Origin of the sequence: uncultured Tissierella sp. (genome assembly GCF_902479755.1) — a bacterium.
Taxonomy (GTDB): Bacteria; Bacillota; Clostridia; order Tissierellales; family Tissierellaceae; genus Tissierella; species Tissierella carlieri.
Map to the genome: position 1 here is coordinate 71,198 of NZ_CABSQO010000012.1, position 21,441 is coordinate 92,638.

The following is a 21,441-nucleotide window of genomic DNA, read 5'->3' on the forward strand; positions in this document are numbered from 1 at the left end:
ATAGAAGGGGATTCAGCATACTATAGCTATAATAATTATATTTCCATATTTATGAAAGGAGTGAAAAAAATGAAGAAATACAGTAAATTGTTCATCGTTTTCTTACTGGTACTAAGTTTAGCAGTATCAATAATACCAAATATCAGCTTTGCTGATTCTGGAACTGACTACCCAGGAAATGACTCAGGTTTTGATTTCAAAATTGATCCACCAGAAAGTACAATAATCTATTTTGATAAGGATGGAAATAAAATCCATGACACTAACTCCATATATTGGATAGAATTCACTTTATCAGATGATGGAAAGTATTTAAGCTTTGAGGCTAACAATGTATCGATTGATGCTTTAGCAGTGAAGGGTGGAAATGGTTATAGACTATATGAAAATTTAGGCAGCAGCAGATCTGGTTTTAGATCCCCAGATAATAATGGAGGTAATATACCAGAAATATCCCATTACTCTTTTAACATTATTATAGACATACCAGAAGAACCATGGATAGGCAAAGTTAGGGTAATCAAGACAGTTACAGATCCAAATAATATTCAATCACCAGAAGGTATAAGTTTCACCCTTATAGGACCAAACGGATATGAAGAAACCAAAGAAACTGATGATGAAGGAATCATTGAGTTTACAGAATTAGAAGAAGGTCAATACACCTTAACAGAGGATATTCCAGATGGATATTTAAGTAGTATCGGCAATGGAAAAACAATAATTCTTCCCGATGATGCCGATGAGGATTATATAGCTGAAATTGAAGTAGAAAACAGAAAAATTCCTGATGAATCAGATCCAAAAGGTAAAATAACTATTAAAAAACTTGTTATAGATCCTGAAGATAATATTATAGAAGATGGAACTGAGTTTGAATTTGAGATATATATCCTTAATGAATCAGAAGCATGGACATTATTAGATACTGTTACAATAGTAGGTAACAGCTCGGTAACAGTGGATGGCTTGAATCCTGGTGAATATATGATTAAAGAAATTGATATCCCTAATGGATACACTTTAACATCAGATAATAATTTGGAAGTTTCTATATTAGAAGATGTAGAAGCTAATGTAGATTTTACTAACCAAAAGGATAATGAAACTCCTCCAAAATGGAAAGGAACAATAGAAGTAATTAAAAATGTAGTAGATACAAGAAATGCTACACCAGGTTTAAGTGGATTTGCCTTCAGACTTTACAAGACAAATGAATCTATAGAAGAGTTCATATCCGAGCAGACAACTGGATCAACGGGAATTGTCTTCTTCTCTGATCTGGGGGAAGGTTTCTATAAACTATATGAATTAGATAGAGCTGGATATATTAAAGGAATGAGTAATTCTGGACTTTCATTAGTATTGAATAGAGAAACTACTAATGAAGATAGGCTACTCAAAGTGAATATTACAAATATAGCAGATTATCCAGATGAAGAGAATCCTGAGACACCAGAAGAAGATGACGACGATGACGATAATCCACCACCGGATGAAGATGATGATACTCCCCCGCCAGATGAAGAGGAAACTATAGAAGAGGAAATTCCTGAAGCTATACCTGAAACACCTGAAGAAGAAGTAATTATTGAAGAAGAAATTCCTGAAGCTGCACCTGAAATAAAAATAGAATCAGAAGAAATCCTTCCTGAAGAGGAAATAGAAATTGTAGAATCAGTTCCATTAGCAGCACCATCTCTGCCTGCAACAGGAACAACATCAGAGTATATTTTTTATGGATTTGGTGGTCTATTGTTAGCTATAGGTCAATTTATAAGAAGAAAAAAATAAGATAAGTTAAGGAGCTAGGTAAAACTACCTAGCTCCTCCCTATTAAAACTTAACCTGAGAAACTATTTCTTCTAACTTATCAGATATATCTTTATTCTTCTCAATTATTCCACTTATATCATTTATTGCCTCTACAATATTCATATTCTTCTCAGCAATATTTGTAGTGGCTACAGTTGACTCTTCTACAGTAATAGAGACTTCCTTAATAGCTATAGATATTTCATTTACAGTTGCTGCAAGTTCTTCTGCTGTTGCACTAAGATCTGAGATTATATTATTTAAGTGAGATCCATCTTCTCTATATTGACTTACTGCATCTACCATTAACTCATAATCCTTAGTTACATCTTTTTCTAAGAAATCCATTACAAGGGATATTCTTTCTATCAACTCTCCTACTGATTTTGTTATACTTTCTGTTACAGTTTGTATCTCACCCACTGTTGAATTAGAATTTTCAGCTAATTTTCTTATTTCATCTGCTACTACTGCAAATCCCCTTCCTGATTCTCCAGCCCTTGCTGCCTCTATAGCTGCATTTAAGGATAAAAGGGATGTCTGCTCTGATATCTGTAGTATTGCATTTGACAATACATTTATTTTCTCTACTTCTTTAGATGAAACTATAGCCTTTTCTATTTCTTCTCTTGCATTAGAATATATCTCCATTGATTTATCCTTGGCATTAATGAATTGATGACTTAGCTTATCTGCCTTCACACTTATTTCATTAGATGTATTTGCACCTTCTTCTACTTTCTGAGCAAAATCTGATAATGCTCTTTCTATCTCCTGTGATGATTCATTGATAGATATAGTGGTAGCAGATGTTTCTTCCATTCCTGCAGATAATTCTTCTGTTGTAGCTGAAGTATCCTCTGCTTGTCCTAATAAGTAATGAACCTTTTCTAAGGTTTGTTCATTAACCTCATGATTTATCCTAATAGATCCATCCATATCTTTCATAAATGCCCTCAATTTTTGTATAATAAGATTAAAGGATTGATACATTTGCCCCATTTCATCTTTTCTTTTTAAGTCTTTTTCTTCAATCTCTTGAGATAGATTCAGATTGGATATATCCTCAGCAATTTCAACAGATTCTCTAATAGGCCTGGTTATAGTACTTGCCATATATAAAACTAATATAATAGATATTATAATTACAGATATTGCAGCTAATATAGTAAGTAAAATAACGCGATTAATACTGCCCATTACACTGTCTTGCGTTATAGCAACTCCTACTGTCCAATTTGATTCTTCTATATCTCCATAGAAAAAGAGTCTATCTACACCATCAAAATCCCTTATAGCCCTGTCTTTGATTTTAATTCCCGTTTTTCCTATAATATCTGCCATTTTCCCTTCTAATAGCTCATCTATCTTCTTGAAGCTGCCATCTTTATTGGGTTTAAATTCATCATTTAAATGAGTAAGTACATTTCCTTTATCATCTAATAAAAAAGCATAGGACCCATTTCCATAGTCAGCTGAAGCAATGAAATCTACTAGATAGTTAATAGATATATCTGTTCCCATTACACCCTTCATTCCACTACTAGTTTTAAACTGTTTAGAAACAGTAATTACCATATCGCCAGTTATAGCATCTATATAGGGTTCAGTGATGTAAAAATCCTGAGTTTCCATGGCACCTGTATACCAAGGTCTAGTTGTCCCATCAAAATCTGGTGATACACTTACACCAATGGGAAAATAAGTTTCTTTGTTACTATAAGTTATATAATAGGTATTGCCCGGATTATCAGCTGTTATTTTTGTCACAACTCCCCTCATATAATCCCCCTCATGATTATCATTGTATAAAATCAAATTCAATATAGATCCTAAAGTATTTTTTTGTAAAGCTATCCAACCATCAACTTCTTGTGCCGTATGGTGTGCTTCTAATATAACATTTTCATTAATTTCCTGTTCAAGTTTTTTTATAGATACTGAATAGTTAATAATTGAAATAAGTAAAATTGAGATAATACAAATTGATGTTGTAAACATTAGTAGCTTGCCTTTTAATTTCATAGACTATCTCTCCCTTAATTTAATTTTAAATATATATACCCTATATATCGGTTTATATGCTTTAATAGTTTATCAAGATACCTTGTGATGTTTTTCATAAATAAACTTCTAGCAAATCATCGAGAAAGCCTTTTCTTAAAACTCTAGGTCAAGTTCCAATTAAAATAGACTAGGATTTTTCTTATGAACCATAAAAAACTAAGCTAAATCACATGGATCTAGCTTAGTTAAGCAACCTTATTTGTATTAAGGAATCAATATTACTTGATTTGGGAAGATTAAATGTGGATTTTTTAAATTATTGTATTCTGCTAACTTTTCCCAAGTGGTATTAAATTGTTTAGCTATTTTCCATAAAACATCTCCGGCTTTTACTACATATTTTTGTGGAGCTAAAACTGGTTTTACTTCTGGCTGTGGTACTGGTGCAGGAGCTGGTGTCTCTACTGCTGGTACTTCTGGAGTAGGAACTGGCTCTTCTGCTGGAGTTTCTTCAGTAGACTCTTCTATTTTAATATTATTAGCCTTTAATACTTCTTCTGGAATAAGTCCTGCATTTATCATTTCTATGGCATTAATAGCCTTAACATTTATAGTCCTTCCATCCTCTGATTTAGGAATCTCAATCTTGCCTTCTTTAACATGTTCAATAATATAATCCCTTAATGGATGGTTGAAATCTACCCCTATAACCTCCCAGTTATTATCTACTATGGGTGCTATAGTTTTATTTTCAGCTATATAATCAGCAATGTAGGATCTAAGAGACTTTGGATCTGATTCAAAATATGGCTCCCCTTTAATAATTCCCATGTTCTTTAATCCACCATATCTATAATTATTTATTGCTAATTTTAGAGTATCAGTATCTTTTACTAATTCGTCTTTAAATTTTAAATCTACAATTCTTTCACCCTCAGGTTTAGATAAATCTATCTTATAATCTACTCCCTGGAACATATCATAATTATATACTCTAATATTAGGATTAAAGCTTATGTTAATATCTCCAGGAATAAAGGTGTTATAATATGCAGCTGACCATTCCATATAGGCCTTTAATTCAGCTCCTGTAACTTCCACTCCTACTAAAGTATTTGGATATTTATATATCTCAAATATACTAGCATAGGTTAAATCTCCAGCCCTTAAATTAGATCCTGATGCAAATAATGCTGCTCCAGCAACATCTGCACCTGTTGCCTTAAGTTGCACATTATTGATAAGGTCAATCAATCCTGTGTCTCTAAGTTGAGCTTCCGGAATACCTGGAATTTCTGATGCTGGGGCAAAGTTTTCACTAGCTGTTCCAATTACTTTTGTTAAGAATTCTAATGTCTTATTATGATATTCCTTTGCATATTCTTTTAATTCTTTAGACGCTTCATACTCTTTCACTTCAATAATATCAACTGTACTATCTCCAATTATCCATTTATCATCTTTTTTTGTTAGTTCAAAATCAAATCTAACAACCTGTCTGCCTTCATTTCTAGCCGCCCCTACTAAAGTATTTCCTACTTTTTGCTTTTCCGTTACATGAGCATGTCCTGTTAATACAGCTGCTACTTCAGGGAATTTAGCTATGATCTCGTCTGCTCCGTCTCCTCCATATTCGGCAGTATATCCCATATGAGTAGATAGGATTATTAAATCTACCCCTTCCTCTTTCATCTCTTTAATATGTTTTTCTGCTGATTCTAATGGTGATGCAAATTTTAACTCCTCTACCTTAGGTCCATCCCATCTTGGGATATTTGGATTTGTAAGTCCTAAAATTCCAACTTTTACTCCTGCTACTTCTTTAATTATATATGGCTTAGCTAAATATGAGTTATCAGCTTTATAATTTGCATTTGCAGCCAAGATTGGAAATCCTGCTTCCTCTTGAATTTTTTTTACCATTTCTAATCCAAAATTAAACTCGTGATTTCCTAATGTCATAGAATCATACTTCATAAAATTCATTACATCAATTACTGGATGCTTTAATTCTAGGTTAAAATTATACAAATCATCAGATAGTATAGTACCTTGAATAGTATCACCGTTGTCTATAAGGATTGTATTTGGATTTTCTTCTCTTACCTTTTCAACAACAGAATAAACTTTAGCCATTCCAAAGTCTTCTGTTTCCTTACCATCCTCATAGGACCAGTTATAAATATTAGCATGTAGGTCCGTGGTTCCTAAAACTGTAATCTTGATAGTCTCAGTATCAGCAAATGCAGTTGATGGAATAATAATACCCAATACCATAAATAATGCTAATAATAGACTATAGATTTTTTTGCTCTTTAAAAACATAGGTCTACCTCCTTAGATTTATTTAGTTATATAATATATTCTATATAGAATTTAATAATCCTTCTTTTTTTCCAAAATTTTCTCACAATTGATAATAGATATATTTTTCGTTGTCAACTCAGCATCTATATATATTAGAGACTAACAATAAAATAGGATGAAATGCAGGGCACGAATAATCCACATTGCCTATATCTGATGAACCTCCTACTTCAATATTAAATAACTACACTTTTTGGTCCCAATTCCAGCTAATTTATACATTAAGGATTAAAGTCCATCAAAAGTGTAGTTATTTAGTTTATCTAGGGATTATTCTAAAACTTAACCTGAGAAACTATTTCTTCTAATTTATCAGATATCTCCTTATTCTTCTCAATTATTCCGCTTATATCATTTATTGCCTCTACAATATTCATATTCTTCTCAGCAATATTTGTAGTGGCTACAGTTGACTCTTCTACAGTAATAGAGACTTCCTTAATAGCTATAGATATTTCATTTACAGTTGCTGCAAGTTCTTCTGCTGTTGCACTAAGATCTGAGATTATATTATTTAAGTGAGATCCATCTTCTCTATATTGACTTACTGCATCTACCATTAACTCATAATCCTTAGTTACATCTTTTTCTAAGAAATCCATTACAAGGGATATTCTTTCTATCAACTCTCCTACTGATTTTGTTATACTTTCTGTTACAGTTTGTATCTCACCCACTGTTGAATTAGAATTTTCAGCTAATTTTCTTATTTCATCTGCTACTACTGCAAATCCCCTTCCTGATTCTCCAGCTCTTGCTGCCTCTATTGCCGCATTTAAGGATAAAAGAGATGTCTGCTCTGATATCTGTAGTATTGCATTTGACAATACATTTATTTTTTCTACTTCTTTAGATGAAACTATGGCCTTTGCTATCTCTTCTCTTGCATTAGAATATATCTCCATTGACTTATCCTTAGCATTAATGAACTGATGACTTAGCTTATCTGCCTTTACACTTATTTCATTAGATGTATTCGCACCTTCCTCTACTTTTTGAGCAAAGTCTGATAATGCCTTTTCTATTTCCTGTGATGATTCATTGATAGATATAGTGGTAGCAGATGTTTCTTCCATACCTGCTGATAATTCTTCTGTTGTAGCTGAAGTATCTTCTGCTTGTCCTAATAAGTAATGAATCTTTTCTAAGGTTTGTTCATTAACCTCATGATTTATCCTAATAGATCCATCCATATCTTTCATAAATATTTTTAACTTTCTGATGGTATTATCAAATGACTGATACATTTGTCCTATCTCATCTTTACGTTTCAGCTTTATTTCTTCTATACCAGTAGATAAATTTAAGTTACTTATTTCTTCAGCAATCTGCGATGAATTAATGATTGGTTTAGATATAGAACTGCCCACAGTTAAGGATAGAATACTCGTTACCACAAGTAACAGCACAACAGTAATTAAAGTTAAATTAATGGCATGTGAAACCACCTTTAAAGTTTCCTTCTCTGATACTGCCAATCCAACCATCCAGCTAGATTCTTCGATTTCATCGAAAAAGCAAAATCTTCTGATATTATCGAAATCAGTGATTCTCTTCTCTCTTAAGGACAATTCCTTGTTTCCCATTATATCTATAAGTTTGCCACCTAATATATCTTTTATATTTATATACCCTTTATCTGCTGTTGGCTTATATTCTTCATTTAAATGAGTTATAATATTTCCTTCATCATCCATTAAAAAAGCATAGGAATCTTTCCCTAGTTCTACATTTGACACTACTTCTACTAAATAGTCTATTGCAATATCAGATCCCACAACGCCTATTACCCTGCCGCTCTTTTTAATTGCCTTTGATACTGTTATGACCATATCTCCGGTTCTAGCATCAATATCTGGCTTTGATATATATATTCCATCCATTCCAATTGCTTCCTTATACCACGTTCTTTGAGTTGCATCATAATCTGCTGGTGGTATCCATCCAGAACCTGATATGAATCTTTTATCTGGCAATCCAATATAATATGCATTTCCTGGATTATTTTCAGTTTGACTTTCTAGAAACCTATACAAATACTCTTGCTCATAGTTATTGTTATACAATATACTATTAAGCGTTTCATCCAGAGAATCTTTTTGTATTGCTATCCATTGATTTAGCTTTTGAGTAGTTAATGCTGCTATGCTGTTAGTATTAGAATTAACTACCTTTTCTAGCTCTCTGATGGAAACTGCATAATTTATTATAGATACAGAAATTATGCTAATAATAGAAATCATTAAAGTGAATAGAATTAATTTAGTTTTAATTTTCATTTTATCTTTCCTTTCTCTCTTATGATATAAGGTATATTCGACATCAATCCTCAAAATCCTCTTTATTTTTAGAAAAATTTGCAAATAATTATAAATCATACTAAATGACTAGATTTTTAATTTCGAATATAAACATCTTAATATTTTAAAAAACCTCCAATGATATCTCATTGAAGGTTCCTATTAAAACTAATATTTATTAAACTTGCTGAACAGCTTTTCTTATTCTTTTTAGCCCATCTTCCAAAACTTTTCTCGGGCAGCCTATATTTAATCTAAAAAATCCTTCTCCTCCTATACCAAAGGTTGTACCATCATTTAGTTGAACTTTACCCTTGTTTATTAGAAGTTTATCTATTTCTTCTGAGGTTTTTCCCAAAGAACTAAAATCCAACCACATCAAAAACGTTCCCTCAGGCTTGTATACCTTTACTTCAGGAATATTTTTACTTATATAATCAACTGCAAAATCGGCATTATCCTCAATATATTTAAGGACTTCACTAAACCAGCTACTTCCATATTTATAAGCAGCTTCAAAACCAACTATAGAAAGTCCATTAGTATGACCTATTCCAATATTCTCAATAATCCCATTATAAAGTTTCCTTAAATCTTCATTAGGTATAATAGCTACAGAAGCAAATAATCCTGCAATATTAAAGGTTTTACTTGGAGCCATGAAAGTTATCGTATTATTGGCAAACTCATCAGATATAGATGCTAAAGGAGTATATTTATGTCCTTTGAAAGCAAGGTCGCAGTGTATATCATCTGATACCATTATGATGTTATTTTTTATACATAAATTTCCAAAAGCTTCAAGCTCCTCTCTTTGCCATACTCTACCAACTGGATTATGAGGGTTACAAATAATTACCATCTTAGTCTTTTCATCTATCTTATTCTCTAAATCAGTAATATCAATTTCATATCTATTCCCATTATTTTTTAATGAATTTTCTTCTACTATTCTATTATTATTCTCTATAACTGAATAAAAAGGAGGATATACAGGAGGTTGGATTATTACCTTATCTCCTTCTTTAGAAAAAGCATTTACTGAAATACTGAGGCCCGATACTACTCCAGGAGTAAATACTAACCATTCCTTCTTAATCTCCCAATTGTACCTTGTCCTTACCCATTGAATTATAGATTCATAGAAAGAGTCCGGTCTATCATCATACCCTATAATACCATGGTCTATTGTCTTTTTCATAGCTTCCAATATTTCATCTGCAACTTTAAAATCCATGTCTGCTATCCACATAGGTAATAAATCATCATTGCCTGACCACTTTATGGAATTACTAGATTTTCTATCAATTACCTCATCAAAATTATATTTTGATCTACTCATTTTTATACACCTCACCTATAAACTCTCAAATTTTATATACTAATTCTATGTTCTATTTCTATGCCAACTAAATCTCCAATCTGAAAATCGCTACTTTCCTTTCCTGATAGATTCACATCTAATGAGTGTCTATCATTAGTAATTTTATACTCTGTATGCTGTCCCATAAAAATTTTATCTTTAACTATATATTCCCCATTAATATCTTTCGTAATCTTAATATCTTCTGGTCTAATGATATAAGTCTTACCATCTTCATTTAATAAATTAGACTTTCCAACAAAAGATGCTACATATTCACTAACAGGATAAAAATAAACTTCCCTCGAAGTGCCTACTTGTACTATATTACCCTTATCCATGACAACTATCTTATCAGATAAGCAAAGTGCCTCAGACTGATCATGGGTAACAAATATCATTGTGATTTTAAACCTTCTTTGAAGTTCTTTTAATTCTTCACGCATTCTAACCCTAAGACTTGCATCTAAATTGCTTAGAGGTTCATCTAGCAGAAGAATCTTAGGATTGGTAGCCATAGATCTAGCAAGAGCAACTCTTTGCTGCTGTCCTCCACTTAAATTTCCGACTCTACTATTCTCATATCCTGCAAGTCCTACTATATCTATATACTCCTTAGCTATTTCCATTGCTTTTCTCTTTTTTTCCTTACGATAAAATCTAATGCCATAGGCTACATTTTCTATTACATTCATATGAGGAAAAAGAGCATAGCTTTGAAAAACAGTAGAGATTGGTCTTTTCTCTGGTGGAAGATTAGTAATATTTCCTCCATCTAACAAGATTTCTCCACTATCTGGTTTTAAAAATCCCCCTAATAAATTCAAGGTAGTAGTTTTACCACATCCTGAAGGTCCCAATATAGTTATAAACTCTCCCTCTTTTACATCTAAATTAAAATTCTTAACTCCATTTTCTTTATCAAAAAGCTTAGTTAAATTTTTCAATTGTAAAAACATAGCTACACTCTCTCCTTACTTAATAGTCTCATAGCAATTAAATTGACTGAAACAGTTATAATGATTAGTAGACTAGCCATTACTGCTCCTAAGCCATATTGACCATTTGAAATATCCTTAAACATCTCAATACTAGCTACAACATTTCTTGGCGACACTAAGAAAATTATAGCTCCTACTGTAGTCATGCAGGCTGTAAATGTATTGATAAAGCTAGTAAGGAATGTGGATTTTAATAAAGGCAGTATAATACTTAAAAATATTCTAAATCTTGATGCTCCTAAATCTCTAGCTGCATCTTCAATCTTTTTATCAATCGTTGTAAAAGCAGCATTGGCAGCTTTGTTTGAAACCGATATATGTCTAAAGGTACAATTTAGTATTACTATAGCGAAAGTGCCTGTCAATAATAAAGGTTCTTTATTGAAAGCCACAATATAACCTAGTCCAAAAAATATTCCAGGAATAATATATGGTAGAGATGAAATAAATTCTATATTTTTCATCATAGGAATATTTCTTCTATGGGTATAGTATGATAATAAAATCCCTATTATTGAAGAAATAATACCAGAGGTTACAGAAAGAACAATACTCCTATATAAGGATGGCAAATACATAAATCTGACTTTTTCAAAATGTGCTAAAGTAAATACCAACTTACCAGATGAATTTGTAGATATAGCAGATAGAAATATATTACCGTATTTTAAAATCATTAAGATAAAAAATACTCCTGTTACTAAGCCAAGTATAAACCTAAATCCAATTGGTAAGCTAAATTCATAATTATCTCCTCCAACAGCTTTAGTTCCATCAGATAAATTGTCTAATTTAGCCATATTTTTGCGATAAAAATAAAATGCAATTACGGCTGGTGGTATAAGGAGCACAGATATCGCTGCACCTTTTCCTAAGTCTGCTGCTGAAAATATAGTCATATATGCTTCTGTAGCCAATACCTTATACTTTCCTCCTATAATAATTGGAGTACCAAAATCAGCTAAATTCATAGTAAACTGTAAAAATAAAACAGACATAATGCCAGGAAAAATACTAGGTAAAATCACATGTAACAAAGTTTCCATAGGTGTAGCACCTAAATCTCTAGATGCTAGTATTTGTCTCAAATCAATTGAATTTAATGTAGAAATAAGCATCATAGATGCAAGAGATATTTGTCCTATAGTTTGAAGCAAAACAATTCCTTGCCAGCCATAGGGGTTAACACTAAGTCCTAGTAAATTATGGGTTATAATTCCTCTACGACCAAAGAGCATAATCAATGCCAAAGCAGAAACAAATGGAGGAGATATCATAGTAATTATCAAAGATCGATGGATTATCTTTTTCAACTTTCCTCTTTGTAAAAAAGTATAGATCGCAATGCATAATGCAAAAAAAGTCCCAAGTATTGAAGATAAGGTTGAGACAAATAGGCTATTTCTTATTAATTTAAGATTTTGAGTGTTCAATAAATTTTTATAATTATTAAATGAGAAAACTCCATTTCGATATACAGATGTTGATATAACCATTACAATTGGATATAAGATAAAGACGAGTAAACTTATAATTACTGCAAATAAAATTAATTTATCTATTATATAGTCAAAAGAAAGAGTTGAAAATTCAACTCTTCCTTTTTTATCTTTACTATTTATCACCAACTAGAGCTCCCCATCTTTCAAGAATTGTATCTCTGTCTTTGCCCATTAATTCTAAATCAAAATCTATAAGTTTACTCTTATCTAATCCACTCATTAATTCTGGAGCATCTACATCATCTCTGGCCATGATTCTAGCATCTGCTTCTCTAAGTATTGTTTGTCCTTCTTGTGACAAGTACCAATCTATACATACCTTTGCAGCCTCTAGGTTTTCTGTAGCTTTAAATATTCCTATTGGTGCAGGAGTCCATGGAATTAAATCTTCTGGATAAACTACGCTAGTTGGATTAGTATCTCCAGCAGCAAAAGTGCCACCAGTAATAGCAACAACACCTATTGCAAATTCACCAGCTGCTACCTTTTCAAGCGGCTCTCCACCACCCTTTGCGTAGAATTGAATATTTTCGTCAAGTCGTTTGAAATAATCCCAAGCCTTTTCTTCTCCCCAAGCTTGAATAAGTCCACTGACTATAGCATAGTTAGTCCCTGATATTGCAGGGTTAGCCATCATTACTTCATCTTTATATTTTGGATCAGCTAAATCTTCCCAAGTCTTAGGAGCTTCAAGGCCTTTTTCTTTAAGAAGATCATTATTTACAATAAATCCAGCTGGAACTAATGCTAATCCAGAGAAATATCCATCTTTATCACAATATTGAGGATTTATAGCAGATACTTCTGGTGATTTATATGCTTCTAAATATCCTGCATCTCTAGCATTTAAATAACTATCGACTCCACCGCCAAACCAAATATCAGCAGTAGTCTTTCCATTTTCTGCTTGCAGCTTTGCAAGAGCTGAACCGGTTGACATACTTAACCATTCAATCTTTATACCTGTTTTTTCAGTAAAAGCATCAAATGAATTTTCAGCACCGCCATAAGCCACTAAAACTTCTAAAGTAGTTCCTTCAAATGGTTTATCATTTACAACTTCATCATCTTTTTTCTCAGTATCTTCACCAACTACTGGAGTTGTATTAGGATCTTCTATAGCTTCTTTCTTAGAACAGCCTGTAAATGTAAAAACCATAGCAAGTATTAACAACATTGCTATTATTCTCTTCATCGTATTTCCCCCTTGTACAAAATTTGTCAAAATTAGTCTATCATTCTGGTATATTGAAGTCAAATTAGGTTTATCTATAAGACTCTATCTAGCTATAGATATATTTTATACAATGTGATAACTATAAGATTTATTTGTCAACCTAACTAACTCATATATTAAGGGTTAAACCTCAATCAAATCTTATAAAGATAAAAAATAGAAATTTCCATTCGTTATAAAAAATACCCCTAGAGGATTTAAGTCCTCTAGGGGTTCTATTAGGGGAATTTATACAAAAATTCTGCACAAACAAATATTGTATTTATTATTTTCCATCTCTTTCAAATTTTAATATTGCTCCAGTTGTGGCATGAATCTCTATTTCATATTCATAATCCTTATTATACATTTCAATTTCATATTTTGGCGGATTATCATCCTTCTCAAATTCAATATCTTCAACTTTTGCATCTCTACCAATTTTATCTAAAGCAATTTTTATTGCTTCTTTCTCTGTAATATACTTTACATCGACTACTGGCTTTTTATCTTTATTTATTTTATCAGAGTTTCCTTTTATTTTATACTCATGCCCACAATATTCATCTTTATCATCTTTATCTTTTATTTCCTTTGTTAAATCAAATACCTCTTTAGTTTCTGCATTAATCTTCATTAAATACTTATATTTAGAGGTTTTAACTTCTATTAAATAATGGGGAACTTTCTTTTCTAATTCAATTTCAAAGCCTGTTATAAATGCTTTTTCATCCTTTACCTCTTTTAATGCAATCATTTTAGCTTCATATTTTGAAATAAATCTTCCATTATTGGTTTTAATCTTATATTCTTTATCTTTAATCTTATCTACATGAACATCTTTAATCTCTCCAGTAGTTCCATGAACTTTTACCTTATATATTTTATAAATCTTAGGATTATTTATGGTAGTTATTTCAATAAGATAATGAGGGTCATCATAAGTTAATGCAATCTCATAATCTGTAACTTCTGATTTCTTCTTATCAACTTTTTTCATTGCAATTTCTATGGCTTTTTCCAAACCAATATATCTTTCACTTTTCACCTTATCTTCAGCTTTCTTATCTACTATCTTCTTGTCTTGAATTTTCTTAACTACTCCTTTGTTATTTAAAGCCTTAGTAGTAGAAACTTTAACACCCTTACTTGCCTCTGCCAATAAATTAGATGGAATAATAGGAGTTGTTAAGGATATAATTAATGCTCCTGCTAAAATAGGCAATGTTTTTTTAATTGTTTTCTTTGTCATGAAAATCATCTCCTTATCTTTTTCTTAATTCTATTTCTTAATTTCATTCTATGATTTTTCATGACTATCAACAAGTTCAAATACTATTAAAAACCTTCTTTTTTAGATATCCAACATGTATAGAATCCTTGTGTTTGTTTTTTGTATATCTAGTATTTGCAACGTTTCAATCGTCAATCTCATCTTTTTCAAAATCTATTACTGCACCAGTTATAGCATGAATTTCTATTTCGTATTCATAATTTCCTAACACAATTTCTAGATTATATTTTGGTGGATTGTCATCAAGATCTGATTCTATTTTAATTAATTTTGCCCCTGATCCTACTTTATCTAATCCAATCTTTGTTGCCTCATCTGTGGATATATATTTAGAATTCACTATTGCTTTTTCTTCTTTTGATTTATCTTTTTTATCCTTCTTATCCTTCTTATCTTTTTTGTCCTTTTTATCCTTTTTATCTTTATTAGGCTTATCTTTATATGGCTTGTCCTTGTCACTTGATTTATCACTCTTAGGCTTTTCTTCTTTTGAAGGTTTATTTTCTTTTGGCGGATTATTATCTGCCACTTCTGTTTTACTCTTTGGATCATCCTTTGAATTATCATCTGAACTATTGCTTCCAATTTCTTCAAGCTGTTCTTCTTCAATAGATTCAGCTTTATTTTCTCCTAATTCTTTACCTTGTTCTTCTGGTTTTTTCACTATATCTCCCGAGTTTTTATCAACTACTGTTGGAGTGTCTTGATTTACAATGCTCTTATCCATTGTTGTCAGCTTGATTGTAGTGGCTATAAGACCTATAGATAAAATTATTACTAATATTATAAGTATTTTTACTATATTATCTGTTTTCAATTGGACAACTCCTCCTTTCGTAGCTTTCTAAATTCCTCAGTAGTCATTCCAACCTTCTTCTTAAACAAAGTATAAAAATATCTGTTATCATAATACCCTACTGCTTCAGAAATATCTTTGGCAGTATTATCTGTATTGATTAGCAACTCCTTAGCCTTATCTATCCTGCAACTAATAATATAATCATTTAGAGTGACTCCCTTTTCAGATCTAAAAATTTGTCTAATATATCCTAATGATAAATTTACTTCCTCAGCTATTTCATCTACAGAAAAGTCTTGTCTAGTAAAGTTGTTCAATACATACTCCTCTATTTTATCTGCAATAGAGTCCTTATTTACAGAAGCAGCAACTTTACTATTTTCTATTTCACTATATAATATTACTTGGTTTTCACCAATAGACATAGCATATTGAACCGCCAATATAGCATACCTATGGCTAAATTTAATACTATCAAGGCTATTGACAACAGTTCCTATTCCTATGGAAACCGTTATATCTAAATCCTCTACTATAAGTCCCTGTAAATTAACCAATTCCTCCATAATATTCTCTATTTTACCATCATCAAAATCATCTTCATTGATTACACAACTTATGGAATTTGAAGAAGTAATAGCTCCCACCCATTTAACATTTATCTCCATAATATCAAGTACTTTTTCTAAAAGGTCTAAAGAAGAATTGGAATCATCAGCTATAATAGCTAAAGTTAAAAATTTCTCTTTTGAAAAACCTAGAATCTTTTCAGCAGAATCACTATAGTTTCCATTAAATATCCTAGATACATGAGACCTTACATTCTTTAATATAAGACTATTATAGGTCTCTCCTAAGAAGGTATATTCATCTACACCAACTACATCATCTATAGATGGATTTTCCCTCATATTTTTTATGAGTTTATCCAAAGGCTCATAGATCCTCTTAGCTGAAAAAATACTGACCAATAGACTAATAAACATTGCAATAACAAAGAATAAAGCAATTATTCTGTTTATCTGGGTAGTTTCAGCCTTTATTAAAGAATAAGGTACTATACTAATAAATACAAATCCTATATTCTCAGCCTTTTTAAAGGTTATAAAAGATTTTTCTCCTAGATATTCTCCCGTGAATCCATCTTCATCATTTGGATTATTAGCTATACTTCTGTAAATATCACCTCTAGGTAAAGATTTAGCAAAACCTGCACCTTGAGAATCTGATATAATCTTACCTCCGCTATTCGCAATCAGCATAATTTCCTTTATATTAGCCGTATTCAATAAACTAGACAATTTATTTTGGTCAATATTAACTATTATCCCTGAATCAAGTTTACCATCTTCATCATTTGCTGCATATACAATAGAAATATAATCCTTGCTATATTTAGTCCCGTAGATACTATAGGAGGTTTTTCTTGGAAAGAATACTTCATTTTTATATGAATTATAATGCTTTTCAAAGTCATTAAATAGTTCTACAGAAGATTTATCATAGAAAGTCTCTATGGGTTGAGGAGGATAGATATTAGATATAATTAAATTAGCCTTCTTATTTATTATATATACAGAGTCAACCAAATCCTCTTTAAATGCAGCATTGTCTATGATCTTAGATGCTATTTTAATATCTTCTTCAGATATATTTGTTCCCTGTAGAGTCCTCCTTATATCTTCATCTCTAGACCATAGGACATAAAAATCTCCATAGATATTTGTCAAAGCATAATAGGCAGTATTGTAGGACTGCCTCATTAAATCTCTTTGGGATTCATTGATCTTAGCCTTAGTTCTGGAGGACACAAAATAGGATACAGCAGCCATTAGAATACTTATAAGTAAAATAGAGGTTATTAAATATGAAATTATCAATCTAACTAGCAATTTATTATTCGTAAGTAATTTTCTAAAATTCATATTGCACTTCCTAAAAATATTGATGATTTAATTATATTCTTAATGATTAAGTAAATCAAATAATATATTTAAGCCAGAGGCGGGGGAATCCTCTGGCTTAAATATATTATCCTATTATAACAAGCTTATTTTCAGTTTCGAACTTTCCTATTGGTTGTAAACAACCTTCCCATTGATCATTGTATATACTACAGTAGCATTAGTATCTAATGCTGGAGTACCTTTGAAGATAACTAAATCGGCGTCTTTACCCTTTTCAATTGACCCTACTCTATCATCAACTCCAATTATTTTAGCTGGATTTATAGTAAGCATATTGATTACTCTTTCTATATCTCCTCCAAATCTAACTACTTCTCCAGCTTGAATAAAGATTACATCAGGATTTAATATAGGCCCATCTGTCATTATTGCACATAGAACTCCTCTTTTATCTAATTCTACAAGGCTGAATATATCAATTTTTCCACATTCACCAGGTAAAAGCAACACTCCTATAGGTCCGTAAATGACTCCTTTACAACCTGAATTTACAATATCATCATAATAGTCACTAGCACCCCATGCATGATCTAAGGTAAAGTCTATATTAAATTCCTTAGCAACTCTTATAGTAGTCAACATATCAAATTGCTCACAATGGACTTTTAATGGAATCTCTTTTCTAAGAACCCTACATACATTTTCTAGTCCTAAATCAAAAGGAGGTTCCTTTGACTTATCATCCTTTGCAGTTTCTTTTTTCCTCATATATTCTTGACCTTTAATTAAGGTTTCTCTCATTACATTAGCAATTCCCATACGAGTCATAGGCATTTGGTTTCTTTTTCCATAGACTCCTTTAGGGTTTCCTCCAAGGGCCATTTTTAAAGCTATTGGATTTTTAATACACATATCTTCTATACTATGTCCATAGGATTTGACAGCACACACAAGTCCACCTACTACATTACCACTTCCAGGAGCAATAGCAGAAGTAGTAATTCCTGATCTAACAGCCCTCTCAAACATATTTGATTTTGTATCTATAGAATAAACTGCTTCAACTTCAGGAGTAGAATTCTTAGTCATTTCATTCAAATCCTGATCGCTCATATCTGTACCAAATCCGCCTATATGACTATGGGCATCTACTATACCAGGAGTTACAACAAGACCATCAGCATCTATTACATCTTCTGCATCCCATTCTAAATTTTCTCCCACATCAACAATTTTTCCATCTTCTATCACAATATAACCCTTTTCAATAACCCTATTGGCAGAAGTATATATTTTAGCATTCCTTATTACCAGCATGATTCAACCCTCCTAGAATTTAGGATATTTTCTCCATTGATAAATGCAGCTTCAACTCTAGCTGTATAAGTTTCTATAGGATTTTCTGTCCATATAATAATATCCGCATCCTTACCGATTTCTATAGACCCTATTCTATCGTCTACACCGAGAATCTTAGCCGGAATAGAAGTAATCATCCTAAGTACATCATTACTCTTTAAACCATACTTATAACATAATATAGCATTCCACAATAAGGATTCCTTCCCTGATGAAACATTATCACCACAGGAGCTAATAGCAATATCTACTCCATTTTCCATAAGTTTTTTTATTCCTTCAAAATCTACTTTACTATTTACGGAGGACATAGCATTAGTTAAATCTCCCAAAATCACACTAAATTTGTTTCCAATAATATTTCCAGTATTTTGATTTACACCAAAAGCACCTGTAAAAACAATATCTATAGGAAAATCCTTTAATGCTAATTCCACAGCATCCATTTCAGATTTAGTATTACAGTTTACAAATAACGGAACTTCTCTATTTATTAATTTTTGCAGAGCATCAGACTTAGAATCATAATCTTTATTATCATTATTCCTATAATCCAAAGCCTTTATAATTGCTTGTTTTAAAAGTGCAAAGGCACCCATCCTAGTCATAGGACAAGTATTGCGAGTACCATATACCTTTTTTGTCTCTGTAGCTACAGAGGATACCATTCCTATCTTTTCTTTCACCAGCATTTCATAAGGATTTTTTCCATAAGTCTTAAATACTGCTGCATATCCTCCTAAAACATTGGAAGTAGAAGGTGTGATAGCTGCACTAGTTACTCCATATTCAAAAACTCTTTGAAACAGCATGCTATCCTGATCAAAAGAATAAACCACATTCATATCTGGAGTAATAGGGTCTGAAGCTTCCTTTAAGTCATCATCTCCCCATCCAGGCCCTTTACATCCCCATATATTGAGAGATTCTATAAATCCTGGAAATATTACCTTTCCTCTAGCATCAAATATTTCAATGTCATTAGAAACTTCAATTGAATGTCTAATATCTTTGATATGGCTACCATCTATTAAAATATCTACATCTTCTAATATATTTCCCTTTCCGTCATGAACAGTTCCACCTCTAATAAGAATCATCAGTTTATCCCCCTTAGTTTCTGTTTAAATAATCTGCTACTAATAGACCACATTCAAGCTGAATACTCACAAGTTTCTTAATAGGTACAACCTCATAATCAATTTCTTTTTCTAATAATTCACTTAGTTCCTTTAATCTCTCTTCTGCATTGTTAAAGGCTTTTTGTAAAATTAATTTCTTTTCAGAATCATCTTCATTATCTTTTTCCATCTTTAACAGTTCAATTTCATTAGCCCTAACTAATAAACCATAGGACAACATTTTATAGAATTTAGAGATTAATAAATTATCGAATTTTTCAGCCACAGTAGCTATCTTAGCAAAATCTGGATTTTCATTGACCATTTTCTTAGTGGCTTCATTACTTTCATCATTATCAGTAAAAGCTTCCAATGCCAATCTAAAAGGATTTTTTTTATCCATATACTGAATTCCACTATTTAACGTTTCTTTAATAAAAATATCTGCTTCTTGACTAAATTCCATGCTCTTCAAAACTGCATCTTTTCTAGTTATATCAGATGGTGATAAATCATTTATTCTTTTATCATAAAAATATGGCAGCTCCGTTAGAAGGGTAAAAGCTCCGCAAACTTCCTTAGCATAGTCTGCACTACAGGTTCCTACCTTAATTACACTCTCAGGATTAGAAATACCATACTTCTCCAAATAATCATAGTTTTGGCGAATACCTAAATCTTGATAAATTGCAGGATCAAAGGCTACACAATAGGGAGCTTCTGGTTCTCCTAAATTAAGAGGAATACCCTGTTTTTTAGCAGCATTTCTCATATCATCATAAATCTCTCTAGTTTCTCTGGATATATACCAGTAAACGCCTCCAAAGCCTGCATTGTGTAAGGAATATATGAACTTTGGTTTGATTTTATCAATCAGGTCCATCATAGCCTTAGTTTCAGGAATAGTATCATGAAAATGTAAGTTCTTATAATCTATGGGGAAAGTCCAATCAACCTGCTGATGACCTGCTGGTCTAAAGAAGTTTCTTGCATAATTATATAAAGTAAAAGGTCCTTTGAACCAGTTTTCATTAAGTTTTGTACCATCTGCATCCCATGATTTAACTATATACCAAGTATAGTCTAGTTCATCCCTTAGATCCTTGTTTTCAGCAAGTTCTCTTGTAAAATATTCAAGCATCATTGCTCCTATAGGTTCATTTGGATGAGGACATCCAAACATAAGAGCATTATTAGAGCCATTACCTATTTTTAGACAATACAATGGATGGTTATCTCTAGTTCTACCCATCTCAAATAATTCTACTATCTCTGGAAATTCTTCAGCTAATTTTTTACTACTAGCATCCATCTCCTCTACAGTTAAAAATTCCTTATATTCAGGTATATTATTTATTACATCATCAAATATCTTTTTCATTGTTTAACC

The 21,441-nt window shown here is 31.7% G+C and carries 14 protein-coding genes; 1 reads left to right on the forward strand and 13 read right to left on the reverse strand.

What is annotated here, in order from left to right; genetic code table 11:
- Positions 1–69 precede the first annotated feature (69 nt).
- Positions 70–1,794: a SpaA isopeptide-forming pilin-related protein gene (locus RDK80_RS08385; RefSeq protein WP_308524015.1), complete on the forward strand. Its 1,725-nt coding sequence runs from the start codon at positions 70–72 to the stop codon at positions 1,792–1,794.
- Positions 1,795–1,836: 42 nt separating this feature from the next.
- Here the strand turns inward: RDK80_RS08385 and RDK80_RS08390 are convergent, their stop codons facing one another.
- From RDK80_RS08390 to RDK80_RS08450, 13 genes are all read right to left on the reverse strand, one after another.
- The gene (locus RDK80_RS08390) at positions 1,837–3,840 is read right to left on the reverse strand and encodes a methyl-accepting chemotaxis protein (protein WP_308524016.1); all 2,004 of its coding nucleotides are present in this window, start codon (positions 3,838–3,840) and stop codon (positions 1,837–1,839) included.
- A 246-nt stretch (positions 3,841–4,086) separates the two neighbouring features.
- Positions 4,087–6,147, reverse strand: a complete 2,061-nt coding sequence (locus tag RDK80_RS08395) for a 5'-nucleotidase C-terminal domain-containing protein (RefSeq protein ID WP_308524017.1) — start codon at positions 6,145–6,147, stop codon at positions 4,087–4,089.
- A 317-nt stretch (positions 6,148–6,464) separates the two neighbouring features.
- The gene (locus tag RDK80_RS08400; protein ID WP_308524018.1) at positions 6,465–8,468 is read right to left on the reverse strand and encodes a methyl-accepting chemotaxis protein; all 2,004 of its coding nucleotides are present in this window, start codon (positions 8,466–8,468) and stop codon (positions 6,465–6,467) included.
- Positions 8,469–8,667: 199 nt separating this feature from the next.
- A complete protein-coding gene (locus tag RDK80_RS08405) occupies positions 8,668–9,831 on the reverse strand; it encodes a MalY/PatB family protein (protein WP_094899543.1) in 1,164 nt (387 codons plus the stop codon).
- 32 nt (positions 9,832–9,863) lie between these two features.
- Positions 9,864–10,811: an ABC transporter ATP-binding protein gene (locus tag RDK80_RS08410; protein WP_308524019.1), complete on the reverse strand. Its 948-nt coding sequence runs from the start codon at positions 10,809–10,811 to the stop codon at positions 9,864–9,866.
- Positions 10,812–10,813: 2 nt separating this feature from the next.
- Complete coding sequence (locus tag RDK80_RS08415) at positions 10,814–12,478, reverse strand: iron ABC transporter permease (protein WP_308524028.1); 1,665 nt, start codon at positions 12,476–12,478, stop codon at positions 10,814–10,816.
- Positions 12,468–13,550: an extracellular solute-binding protein gene (locus tag RDK80_RS08420; RefSeq protein WP_308524020.1), complete on the reverse strand. Its 1,083-nt coding sequence runs from the start codon at positions 13,548–13,550 to the stop codon at positions 12,468–12,470. The genes RDK80_RS08415 and RDK80_RS08420 overlap by 11 nt, the downstream gene beginning before the upstream one ends.
- Before the next feature lie 307 nt (positions 13,551–13,857).
- Positions 13,858–14,823: a PepSY domain-containing protein gene (locus tag RDK80_RS08425; protein ID WP_216558880.1), complete on the reverse strand. Its 966-nt coding sequence runs from the start codon at positions 14,821–14,823 to the stop codon at positions 13,858–13,860.
- 166 nt (positions 14,824–14,989) lie between these two features.
- Positions 14,990–15,682, reverse strand: coding sequence for a hypothetical protein (locus RDK80_RS08430; protein ID WP_308524021.1), 693 nt, complete (start codon positions 15,680–15,682; stop codon positions 14,990–14,992).
- Positions 15,679–17,589: a helix-turn-helix domain-containing protein gene (locus RDK80_RS08435; protein WP_308524022.1), complete on the reverse strand. Its 1,911-nt coding sequence runs from the start codon at positions 17,587–17,589 to the stop codon at positions 15,679–15,681. Before RDK80_RS08435 ends, RDK80_RS08430 begins: the two co-directional genes overlap by 4 nt.
- A 147-nt stretch (positions 17,590–17,736) precedes the next feature.
- Positions 17,737–18,888, reverse strand: coding sequence for an amidohydrolase family protein (locus tag RDK80_RS08440; RefSeq protein WP_308524023.1), 1,152 nt, complete (start codon positions 18,886–18,888; stop codon positions 17,737–17,739).
- A complete protein-coding gene (locus tag RDK80_RS08445) occupies positions 18,879–20,030 on the reverse strand; it encodes an amidohydrolase family protein (RefSeq protein WP_308524024.1) in 1,152 nt (383 codons plus the stop codon). The genes RDK80_RS08440 and RDK80_RS08445 overlap by 10 nt, the downstream gene beginning before the upstream one ends.
- Positions 20,031–20,043: 13 nt before the next feature.
- Positions 20,044–21,432 carry a M14 family zinc carboxypeptidase gene (locus RDK80_RS08450; RefSeq protein WP_216558865.1) on the reverse strand — a complete coding sequence of 463 codons (1,389 nt, stop codon included), beginning with the start codon at positions 21,430–21,432 and terminating at the stop codon, positions 20,044–20,046.
- Positions 21,433–21,441: the final 9 nt, after the last annotated feature.

Coding starts and splice junctions, on each gene's coding strand:
- RDK80_RS08385 (WP_308524015.1), top strand. CDS start 70: ATGAAGAAATACAGTAAATTGTTCATCGTTTTCTTACTGGTACTAAGT.
- RDK80_RS08390 (WP_308524016.1), bottom strand. CDS start 3,840: ATGAAATTAAAAGGCAAGCTACTAATGTTTACAACATCAATTTGTATT.
- RDK80_RS08395 (WP_308524017.1), bottom strand. CDS start 6,147: ATGTTTTTAAAGAGCAAAAAAATCTATAGTCTATTATTAGCATTATTT.
- RDK80_RS08400 (WP_308524018.1), bottom strand. CDS start 8,468: ATGAAAATTAAAACTAAATTAATTCTATTCACTTTAATGATTTCTATT.
- RDK80_RS08405 (WP_094899543.1), bottom strand. CDS start 9,831: ATGAGTAGATCAAAATATAATTTTGATGAGGTAATTGATAGAAAATCT.
- RDK80_RS08410 (WP_308524019.1), bottom strand. CDS start 10,811: ATGTTTTTACAATTGAAAAATTTAACTAAGCTTTTTGATAAAGAAAAT.
- RDK80_RS08420 (WP_308524020.1), bottom strand. CDS start 13,550: ATGAAGAGAATAATAGCAATGTTGTTAATACTTGCTATGGTTTTTACA.
- RDK80_RS08425 (WP_216558880.1), bottom strand. CDS start 14,823: ATGACAAAGAAAACAATTAAAAAAACATTGCCTATTTTAGCAGGAGCA.
- RDK80_RS08435 (WP_308524022.1), bottom strand. CDS start 17,589: ATGAATTTTAGAAAATTACTTACGAATAATAAATTGCTAGTTAGATTG.
- RDK80_RS08440 (WP_308524023.1), bottom strand. CDS start 18,888: ATGCTGGTAATAAGGAATGCTAAAATATATACTTCTGCCAATAGGGTT.
- RDK80_RS08445 (WP_308524024.1), bottom strand. CDS start 20,030: ATGATTCTTATTAGAGGTGGAACTGTTCATGACGGAAAGGGAAATATA.
- RDK80_RS08450 (WP_216558865.1), bottom strand. CDS start 21,432: ATGAAAAAGATATTTGATGATGTAATAAATAATATACCTGAATATAAG.